The organism is Nocardia takedensis NBRC 100417 (assembly GCF_000308695.1).
In the GTDB taxonomy this organism is placed as follows: domain Bacteria; phylum Actinomycetota; class Actinomycetes; order Mycobacteriales; family Mycobacteriaceae; genus Nocardia; species Nocardia takedensis.
The window spans coordinates 1-9,660 of the sequence record NZ_BAGG01000223.1 but is presented as its reverse complement, the minus strand read 5'-3'; the positions used below and the strand labels follow the sequence as shown (position 1 = coordinate 9,660).

Here is a 9,660-nt window from a genome sequence, read left to right as displayed (position 1 = left end):
AGTACTTCCCACGCGGCAGCGACCTCAGATTTCACACCCCCGCGGCGCTGCAAGCGGTCGCCGACGAACTCAACGACCGACCCTGCAAATGCCTCGCCTGGCAGACACCCACGGAAAGACTGAATGCTTTACTGAACGTCTCGTAGTTCAAACCGTTGCGACGACTACTGGAATCCAAGGGGTCGGATGCTCGGTGATGTCGGTGCACCACAGCTGGTTCTCCCGCTCCGCGGTGAAGTTCCGCTTGACCAGATCGGAATGCGTGGCCCGGTCCTGCTTGCTGACATATCGTTTCCTCGATCCTGCGATTCCCTGTAGACCAACGCGTTTCATGATCGAATGCACCTGCCCGGACCCGATCGCGATACCCATTCCCATGGTGAGTTCGGCGTGGATTCGACGTACGCCGTAGCAGCCGCGTGACGCGGCGTGCACAGCGCGGATGGCTTCGGCGAGCATGTCGTGACACAGCCGACGCTGACTGGGTGGCCGGTTACGGTGATGGCGGTAGCCGCGTTCAGAGATCCCGAGTACACGGCACGCGGTGCGGATGTTGATTCCTTGCCCGGTCAAGGCCGTGGCAACCGGGAACCGCCTTTTGGGCTGATCGTGGTGTCGCGGAGGATCTCGGCGGCCAGCCGTGTGGCGCGCAACTCTTCCTCGAGCTGTTTGATCCGGCTCAGTGCGTCCCGCAACAGCGCCGATTCGACCGTGGGTGTACCCGGCGCCTCACCGCGATCGATCAGAGCCTGCTGCTTCCATCGATACAGCGAGCCCTCGGTGACTCCCAGATCCTGGGCCACGTCGGCGACCCGCCGACCTTCCTCCAGGAGCAGAGCGACAGCACGCTCACGAAACTGCGGCGAGTACATCATCGGCATGAGCGGAGATCCTTCCATTGCACGGGTACAAATCTCACAACCCGGCGGACAGAATCTCTAGACAGCCCAAAGCGGCCCCCAACCCGTGACGGTTCAGGGTCCCGTCAGTCGGGTACCGCGAGCAGCGCGGTGATCTCACTGCCCCGGATCGTGCTGGCGGTGGCGGTGTCGAGGTCGACCCGCATGAGGCGGGGTGAGTTCGCAGGTCACCAGACCGCTGAATAGCGCGGTGGTCAGCGTGGCGGCGCGCACCGGGTTTGCCGTGCCCGCACGAACCCGGGCGGCGACCGTCGGGGTGAACGGAGTGGTGGTCAGTCCCGTTGGAGGTCTTTCTGTTGGTTCGGCAAGATGGACGGACCTTGGGCAAAGGACTTGTAGGTTTGGCCGTGGTGCCGTCTGGGCAGTGGGCGCGGCTGAGTCTGGAGGTGCGCCAGGCCGCGGTGCGGATGGTGGTCATCTTCGTGCCGTTCTTCTTCATGTCGTTGTCGGGGTCGTATCCGACGAACCGGCCGCTCGACGTGCTCGCTGTATGCGGGATGCTCTCGCTGCTGGCGAGTTTGCTGCTCGCGGCTATCCCCATCGGTGCTCGCCGGACTGCGCACGACTTCATCACCGGCACTCGCGTCGTTCGTGCCACGCCCCGCAACATCCATTGGAGGACCGACCTCCCCATGGTGCTGCCCGGGCGCGTGGACATGGTCAAACGGCTGTGAGGGATGGTGGGGTACCTCCTCGCGAGATCGAGGTGACCAGCACGACGGCGATGCACTGCTGACCGGCCTCGCCTGCAACCACCCAGGACACATGCGACTCTCTGGTCCACTGGCACCCGACCTTGGGACCAACAGGCATTCTTTCGAGCCCCTATCGGTTTGGTCGCGAAGTCGTCGCCAGCAGATCAAGTCAGCTGGCGACGACTTGTTCGTTTCAGCGCGGATGCTCCGCCAGCACAAAAATCGAGGAGCGAACCTCACGGCAGTTGCTCTCGCAGATTCGCGAGACTGCTACGGAAGCTTGACGTGGTTGTATGATCTGGTCCGAATACGCCCTCCAGGTCGGCGAGGACCCGTTCCATGAGGGGGATGGCCTCTGCGATTTTACCCAGCGACCGGTAGGCAAACGTGAGATCGATGCGGGTGCTGATGGTATCCGGATGTTCGAGACCGAAGAGTTGTTCGCTGTGGACGAGCGCCTTCTCCATGAGCGGAATCGCCTCAGTGGTACGGTCAGCCGCCCGGTAGGCGTTGGCGAGCTCGATACGGAACATCAGCGAAGTGGGGTGTTCAGGGCCGCGGGTTTGCTCGCTGTCGTCGAGGATTCGCTCGAACAGTTCGATCGCCTCCGTGAGCTGGCCCGTTTCGCAGTAGGCGTTGGCGAGGTCGTGGCGACAGGTCGATGTGTCAGGGTGATCTGAACCCAGGACCCGCTCGCTGTCGGTGAGGATTCGCCTCAGCAGAGGAATCGCGTCCGCTGTTCGGCCGGCCTCCTGATACACACCAGCCAGGTTGAAACGGCAGGTCGAGGTCTCGGGGTGATCCGGACCGAGGACCCGCTCGAAATCATCGAGCACCCGCTCGAACTGGATGACGGCCTCCGGCAGCCGATCCGCGTTGTAGTAGGCGCTGGCGAGGTTGTGGCGGGTGGTCAAGGTGTGAGGGTGATCTGAACCCAGAACCCGCTCCCGGCCGGCCAGGGTTTGCTCGAACAACGGGATCGCCTCGGCTGGCCGACCATTCAAATCGTAGACGCTGGCGAGGTTGTGGCGAGAAGTCAGGGTGTCGAGAGCATCTGAACCCAGAAGTCGCTCGTTGTCTGTCAGGATTCGCTCGAGCAGAGGGATCGCTTTGTCGTGGCGGCCCGCTTCCTGGTATGTGCTGGCGAGGTTGTGGCGGACGATGAGGGTGTTGGGGTGGTCGGGGCCGAGGACTTGTACGGTCTGGGTGAGAGTCTGCTCGAACAGCGGGATCGCTTCGGCCAGTCGACCCGTCATCTGATACGCATCTGCGAGGTTGTGGCGAACGGATAGGGTGTCGGGGTGGCGAGGTCCGTAAACTCGCTCGAATCCGTCGAGGCTCCGCTCGAATAATGCGACTGTTTCCGCGATCTGACCTGTCGACCGGTAGGCGCCGACGAGTTTGCTGCGAGAGGTGACGGTATCCGGGTGATCAGGTCCCAGGTGCTGTTCACGGTAGGTGAGTGTCCACTCGAGCAGGGGGATCGCTTTGTCGTGGCGGCCCGCCTGCTGGTATGTGCTGGCGAGGTTGTGGCGGACGATGAGGGTGTCGGGGTGGTCGGGGCCGAGGACTTCTACGGTCTGGGTGAGAGTCTGCTCGAACAACGGGATCGCTTCGGCCAATCGGCCCGTCATCTGATACGCATCAGCGAGGTTGTGCCGGGACGCCAGGGTGTCGTGATGGTCGGGCCCGAGGATCTGCTCGCGGTTGTCGAGGACTCGCTCTAGCAGGGGGATCGCCTGTACGTACTTGCCCGAAATCTGATAGCAAGCGGCGAGCGCACTGCGAGTGGTCAACGTATCATGGTGTTCTGAGCCCAGAATCCGTTCTCGATCGGCAAGGTTCCTCTCGTACAGGTCGATGGCTTCGGTGATCCGGCCCGTCTCCTGGTACACACCCGCGAGGTAGTAGCGGGAGGTGAGCGTGTCAGAGTGATCTGGTCCAAGCACCCGCTCGCGGTCGGCGGCGGTTTGCTCCAACAGTGTGATTGCCTGCGCTGCTCGGTCCCCCGCGAGGTAGTACGCGCTGGCAACGTTGCTGCGAGCGGTCAGGGTCTCGGGGTGATCCGGTCCGAGAAGTCGTTGGGAGTCGATGTGGATCTGCTCAAGTAACGGGATCGCTTCGGTTGGTCGACCCGCCGTGTTGTATACGTCCGCGAGTCTGCTTCGGGAGGCGCGTGTGTCGGGGTGTTCAATGCCCAAGAACTGTTGGCGGTCGGTGTGAATCTGTTCGAGGAGGGGGATGGCCTCCGCCGGGCGCCCTGCCGTCTCGTACGCATCAGCGAGGCTGCCGCGGAAAAGCGCAACATGGTGGTGAGAAGGGTTGAGAAGGCGTCCGCTGTCGGCAAGGGTTCTTTCGAGCAGCGGGATAGCTTCCCCGAGTCGGTCGGTCATCCGATACATCTGTGCGAGGTTGTGTTGAGATACCAGAATATCGGGGTCATCGACGCGAATGTTCTGCTTGCGAAGTCGAAGAGTCTGCTCGAGCAGCGAGATCGCCTCGGTTGTCCGCCCCGCATCGTTGTACGTGCCGGCGAGGTTGTGTTGGGTGGTGAGGGTGTCGGGATGCTCGGACCCGAGGATACGTTGTCGCTCGGTGAGGGTGTGCTCGAACAGTGAGATCGCCTCGGCGATTTGACCCGCGGCATGGTGCGCACTGGCGAGGTTGTGCTGCGCCCTAAGGGTTTCGGGGGAATCAGGATCGAGCAGCCTGCCGACGGTCGTAGTGGCGCGCCGGAGGTACTCGATGGCGCGGACGGGTAGACCCTGAGTGAGTAGGAAGAGCCCGGCGGCGCTGAGAATGCTGACAGTCTGGAGGGTGTCGGCGGTGGTGTGGTGGAGATAGGCGTCGATGTGCGGGAGCAGCTTGCGCCAAATGTGCCAAGTGCTTGTGTCATTGCGGTCCGGCAGTGCGCTGGACAGAAGCTTGCCGGCCTGGGTTCGGGCCTCTTCGACGGCTGCGACGCTTCGGTGGGGATCATCCGGGCCGGGCGTGCGCGCGACGGCTTGCACGAGTCGGTGGATCGAAACGGTCGTCGTCGTCGGATCCATCGTGATCATGCCGTAGGCGGCGAGGACGCCGAGAGCAGTGTTGAGAGTCGGTGGATCGGCGAGGTCTCGGCAGAGCGTGAACGGGATGGCGTCGGGGCCATACCAGGCAAGGACGCGTAGCAGATCACCCGCGGTGGATTGGATAGCAGAGATGCTATCGAAGGTTACCTTCCAGATCCGCGCTATCGTGCGTTCATCGTCGCCGTCAACCACTCTTTGCCCGAATGTCTCGGCGGGATAGTCGGTAAGCATCTGCAGATAAGCGCGGGGGGTCATCAACGCGTTCTGTACCAGGTACGCCCCGGCTTGCTCGATGGCCAATGGCAGATGTCCGAGTTCAGCACACAGCTCGACAGCGCCGTCTCCATCGCGGGGACCAGTCGCGTCAAGGATGCCGGTAAGCAGTTGCACGGATTGTTCGGGTTCGAGCACGTCCAACCGCACAACGGTGGTGTCGGTTGGCCAGCCGGTGGAGCGTCGACTGGTGATCACGATGCGGCCGATCGAGGCGCGGGCGCGGATCTCGGCGATGTCGCTGAGGTTATCGACGTTGTCGAGGACGAGCAGCCATCCGGTGTGGGTGGCCAGCCATTGCAGACCGCGTTCGGCCAGCTGCTCGACAGTGAGCACCCTAGCGAGGGCCGGTTGGAGAACGGTCGCGAGTTCGGCCAGCCCTCGCCGGATGTCGTCGGCGGTATCGGCGACGATCCACCGGATCGGGGTGCGGCCGTGGGGGCGGGTCGCGGCCCAGTGGGCGACCAGCGCGGATTTGCCGATGCCGCCCAACCCGTGCACGGCCTGCACCACGACCTGATCACCCGGGGCGGCCAGTACCGCGTCGAGTTCGTCGAGTTCGGTTTCGCGGCCGACGAACTCACCCGGTCGGGCGGGCAGGTTGTCGATCCCGGGCGGCGCGTCGACCTCGCTGATCGGTTGGAACGCCTCCGACGGCAACTGCACCGCCAGGGAGTTGTCGCCTGTCTGGATCAGGTACGCGTCTCTGCCGACCGCGGCCGCACGCTCACCCGAAGCCTGCACACCCCCGCCTGGAGCACCATGGTCTCCGGGCTCGGGAGTGTCGGGCTCTTCATACTCGCGCCGTGCCCGCTTGGTCATCTCGTCCTCTGTTAGGCCTGGTCGCCGGTGGCGATCTCGCCGTGGGCGTCTCCACCGATCGCGACCGAGCGGTCACCACGGGCCGCTACCGAACCCGGCGGGGGGGACGTGGGATTTGCATTCCGCGGGGGTGGAGTGGACGATGACGGCGACGTCGGCGGAACCACTCCACGGTCGCCGGTGCTGATCGGCCCACGTGCCTCACCGCCGACCGCGACGCTCCGCCCACCCCCGGCATCAACCGCGTGGGAAGTCGGCGGACCAGGAGGGTTGGCCGATTGACGGCGATACTGCCACACCGAGGTCGCGAAACCGACCACGGTCAACAAACCAACGATCAACCACAACCACCACGGCCCGCCACCGGTCGCCAAGTTCACCACCACCGACAACGCTGTACCCACCGCAGCGGCTACCGCCAACGGCGCGACCACCCACAACCACGACACCACACTCACCCGACACCCTCCCGAACCTCGCGATGCCCCGCCGCGGCATCCCACCCGGCCCGCACTCGATCCCACGAATGTTGCCAGCGGTAGTGACCATCCTGAGCAGGACAGGCGGCAGTGAACACAAACAATCTAGTCGAAAAGGCCATGCCGCACGATCATTCGGACCAACGACAACGCATCGCCGACACGGAGCGGGGTTGGCGGATGGCCTACCCGTACCTGGTCCCCGACGGTACGGCCGAGGACTCCGAGTGGATGGAGCGCTTGGAAGCGGAAGCCGATATCGATCGCGACGACGCCCCCGAACGCGAACCGGTGCCGGTGAATTAGGCCGTGGGGGTGATGGGGTCATCGATGAGTGCGAGTCGCAGGGCCAACAACGTTGGGCCGTGGCAGCCGACCCATCCGGCGCACATACGCCGTCGGTCATCGCCCGCGTCTTGTTGGTGGCTTTGGAACAGCGCGGCGGGTTGGTCGGGGAGCTCGTTGTCGTAGGCGCGCAGTTTCCGGTATTCGGTGTGGTCCCAGATTCCGCTGGGGACGTCGCGTCGGTAGGGGCAGTGGTGCACGGACGTGGCGCGGGCGGACCCATGTGCTCGGTGTGTCCGTCGTGGGTGGTCATCGTCTGGCCTGTCGGTGGGCTGAAGGAGCTGTGGGAGTTGGGTGTCGGGAGCCTATCGCGCGGGTCGGGTCATTCGGGAGAGCCGCAGGACGGTGGTGGCGAGTGTCGCCTGGGCAATCGAGGGGCGTGTCTGGTCGCGACGCGGTGCGGGGCTCGCGTCGCTTGCTCTGCTGTGCGGCGTCGGTAGGCGGGGTCGGCGCTGTGTTTCACGGACTCCAGTGGGATGGGTGACGCGCGCAGGGCGCGTCCTTCGGAACCGCGCCGGGGCTGTTGCAGGGTTTGCTGGTGTGGTGTGGTGTGGTCAGTAGAGTCCGGTCGGTATTTGCCAGTCCTGGGTCAGTTCGATCTCGGGGGCGTTCTCGCCGCTGCGTTGTTCTTGTCCGCGTCTGATGGTCACGGTGTGGCCGGGTGTTCGGGTGAGGTGTGGGCAGTGGGTGGTGGAGGTGGTGGCACAGCCAGTCGCGTTGGGCGGCGGCCAGGCGGCCTCGGTGGATCATCCGCCACCACACCATGGGTTGGTTGTCCGGGCCGAGGACCACGGGCGTGATCCAGGGAACGGGCACGCGGCGGTGCACCGGGCGGTGTGGTCCGGGCGGGTTGTGATCGATGTCGGCGGTGTCGAGCAGTCGACACAGCGGGGGCGGCGATCCGGGCGGCCGTACACCGGGTGGTGGGCAGTGCACGAGGCCGGTGTCGAGTCCCAGAGTCCGCGCCCGCCCGTATTCCCGGCACGCCAGCTCGGATACCACGGTCTGATCCGTGCTCGGTGTGAACCGTCACGGGTTGGGGGGGACCGCCCAGATCCAGGTTCGGTGCCTCCTTGCCCATTTTGATCGCCAGACGGGCACTGCGTAAGCCATGATGTTGCGGTGGATCTGAACGGCGTCGACGTGGCATGGGTGCGTGCCGAACTACAGCAGTTCGTAGACACTACTGTCCGTGTTCCTGAGGTGCTTGAGGAACAGAGTGGTTCGGTCAGAAGGAGCATCAGAACCGGCAAGATGGTGCCCGGTTGCGGCGTCAGCGCTGCACTCCAATACGCGGAGACCATCCGGGCGATCTTGAATCGTCTCTATCCGGAATGGCGATCCGAAAACTCCGGCGACGGCGACGACATCGTGGCGAACGAACGTAACGCAGCGAGCCGGCTTTTGGGCCGCCTCGGCAATCGTGATGAACTGCTTGCCCGGCTCGGCGAGCCGGATCCCTCGCCACGGATAACGGCGAGCTCCCTTCACCACCTGATCTGGGATTCAGCGAAGGTGCAATGGTCGACTGGACATCGTCACGAAGCGGTCCTCGCTGCGGCGAAAGCGGTGAACTCTGCATTGCAGACCAAGATTGGGCGCCGCGATGTATCAGAGTCGGACCTGGTGAAGCAGGCGTTCTCGGACAAGGCTCCGGAGGCGGGGAAACCGCGACTGCGGTTCACCGCGATCGCCGACGAACAGACGGCGAAGTCGATGCAGGCTGGAGTACTGGAGTTCGGCTCGGGGTGTTTCCGTGCGATCCGCAATCCCGTTGGACACCTGCCGAACGACGAAGTCGAGCTCGACGAGCAAACGGCGCTGGAGCGCCTGGCTGCGCTGAGCCTTTTTGCGCGCTGGGTGGATGAAGCGACCGTGCAGTTCTTGCAATAGGCAGCAGCGGCGGCGGAGCGTGTTCACGCCAACCTCTAGATGTACTTCTCGTACTCCTTAAGAACCGCGAATAGATCGGATTGGTTCTTGCGGGCCGTTCTGAGGCGGAGACCGTGAGCAGTTGAACCGAATGGGTTCGCGCGTGCCGCGATGGCGATATTACCCGTCGGTGATTACGCCACCGCTGACCTTGAGTGGTGGAAGTTGCAGGCGGGGGCCACGGTGGCTTGACCGGTCCTCGATGATGAGGCCACCCGGAAATTGGGTCCGGGTGGTGTCGTTGCGTGTTCAGTTCGTCCTGCAGGCCACCGGGTGTTGGGTGCAGGTGCAAGCCGCAGCGTACTCGGCCGGTGTCCGGTAGCCCAGCGCCGAATGCCGGTGCCGCAGGTTGTGATCGGCCTTGAAATCACCGATCACAACGCGGGCCTCGAGCAGCGTGTTCCAGTGGTTGCGGTTCAAGCACTCGGTCCGCAACCTGCGGTTGAACGATTCGATGTGCCCGTTGTTCCAGGGTGTGCCCGGCGGAATGTAGGAGATCCCGACCCGGTCGACGCAGAACTGTCGTAAAGCGTGGGAAATCATCTCCGGCCCGTTGTCCATCCGCTGCACCCGTGGTGGGCCGCCGGTGATGGTGAACGCCTTGCGCAACTCGGCCACCAGACGGTCGGCGGTGATCGACCGTTCCACGATGTGCAGCAACGACTCCCGCGTGTGTTCGTCGATCATCGACTCGATCTTCACTGCCCGACCATCGACGGTGGAGTCGAACTGGAAGTCCAACGCCCACAGAACCTTCGGCGCGTCGGCCTCGATCGCCGCCGCCGACGACACCCCGGCCCGCTTGCGCGGGTGGTGCTCGCGGACCTGCAGTCCTTCTTCCCGCCACAGCCGGTGAACCCTTCTTGATGTTCATCTTGGCGCCTTCGTCGAACCTCAGCCGCGCCCAGGCGCGCCGGAACCCGCGGTTCTGGTGCTTGACCGCGTATGAGCGTAGCCACGCCCGCAGGGCAGCGTCGGGATCCGCTGGGGTCTGCGCGGCGGGAGGCCGACGATAGGTCGACCGGTTGAGCCCAACGACCCTGCACGCGAACCTTTCCGACATACCCATCACTTCTTTGAGCATGTCCACGACGCGGCGGCCGGCCGCTGGGCTCACCATTCT

Annotated in this window: 8 protein-coding genes; 3 read left to right on the top strand and 5 right to left on the bottom strand. The window is 64.3% G+C overall.

Annotation, left to right across the window (positions count from 1 at the left end; all coding sequences use genetic code 11):
- Nucleotides 1-147: 147 nt before the first annotated feature.
- Together ON30_RS28430 and ON30_RS28425 are read right to left on the bottom strand one after the other, a co-directional pair.
- Entirely contained in the window at nt 148-459 is a 312-nt protein-coding gene (locus ON30_RS28430; protein WP_051030084.1) for an IS3 family transposase, read from the bottom strand.
- A 110-nt stretch (nt 460-569) separates the two neighbouring features.
- Nucleotides 570-881, bottom strand: coding sequence for a transposase (locus tag ON30_RS28425; RefSeq protein ID WP_040712211.1), 312 nt, complete (start codon nt 879-881; stop codon nt 570-572).
- Between the two features lie 320 nt (nt 882-1,201).
- Here ON30_RS28425 and ON30_RS28420 point away from each other — a divergent pair, with 320 nt between their 5' ends.
- A complete protein-coding gene (locus ON30_RS28420) occupies nt 1,202-1,594 on the top strand; it encodes an RDD family protein (protein WP_083911743.1) in 393 nt (130 codons plus the stop codon).
- A 257-nt stretch (nt 1,595-1,851) separates the two neighbouring features.
- On the opposite strand, the gene ON30_RS36465 is transcribed toward ON30_RS28420, so the two are convergent.
- Complete coding sequence (locus tag ON30_RS36465) at nt 1,852-5,781, bottom strand: tetratricopeptide repeat protein (RefSeq protein WP_083911742.1); 3,930 nt, start codon at nt 5,779-5,781, stop codon at nt 1,852-1,854.
- Nucleotides 5,782-6,380: 599 nt separating this feature from the next.
- On the opposite strand from ON30_RS36465, the gene ON30_RS28410 reads away from it, so the two are divergent.
- Nucleotides 6,381-6,566 carry a hypothetical protein gene (locus ON30_RS28410; protein ID WP_040712206.1) on the top strand — a complete coding sequence of 62 codons (186 nt, stop codon included), beginning with the start codon at nt 6,381-6,383 and terminating at the stop codon, nt 6,564-6,566.
- Here the strand turns inward: ON30_RS28410 and ON30_RS41405 are convergent.
- Nucleotides 6,563-6,805 (bottom strand): DUF6283 family protein, encoded by a 243-nt coding sequence (locus tag ON30_RS41405; RefSeq protein ID WP_051030082.1) that lies wholly within the window; start codon nt 6,803-6,805, stop codon nt 6,563-6,565. The genes ON30_RS28410 and ON30_RS41405 overlap by 4 nt on opposite strands.
- Nucleotides 6,806-7,727: 922 nt before the next feature.
- Here ON30_RS41405 and ON30_RS37945 point away from each other — a divergent pair.
- Nucleotides 7,728-8,498, top strand: a complete 771-nt coding sequence (locus tag ON30_RS37945; RefSeq protein ID WP_157183888.1) for a TIGR02391 family protein — start codon at nt 7,728-7,730, stop codon at nt 8,496-8,498.
- Between the two features lie 288 nt (nt 8,499-8,786).
- Here the strand turns inward: ON30_RS37945 and ON30_RS28395 are convergent, their stop codons facing one another.
- Entirely contained in the window at nt 8,787-9,329 is a 543-nt protein-coding gene (locus ON30_RS28395) for an integrase core domain-containing protein (protein WP_157183887.1), read from the bottom strand.
- Nucleotides 9,330-9,660: the final 331 nt, after the last annotated feature.

Coding starts and splice junctions, on each gene's coding strand:
- ON30_RS28425 (WP_040712211.1), bottom strand. CDS start 881: ATGCCGATGATGTACTCGCCGCAGTTTCGTGAGCGTGCTGTCGCTCTG.
- ON30_RS28410 (WP_040712206.1), top strand. CDS start 6,381: ATGCCGCACGATCATTCGGACCAACGACAACGCATCGCCGACACGGAG.
- ON30_RS28430 (WP_051030084.1), bottom strand. CDS start 459: ATGCTCGCCGAAGCCATCCGCGCTGTGCACGCCGCGTCACGCGGCTGC.
- ON30_RS36465 (WP_083911742.1), bottom strand. CDS start 5,781: ATGACCAAGCGGGCACGGCGCGAGTATGAAGAGCCCGACACTCCCGAG.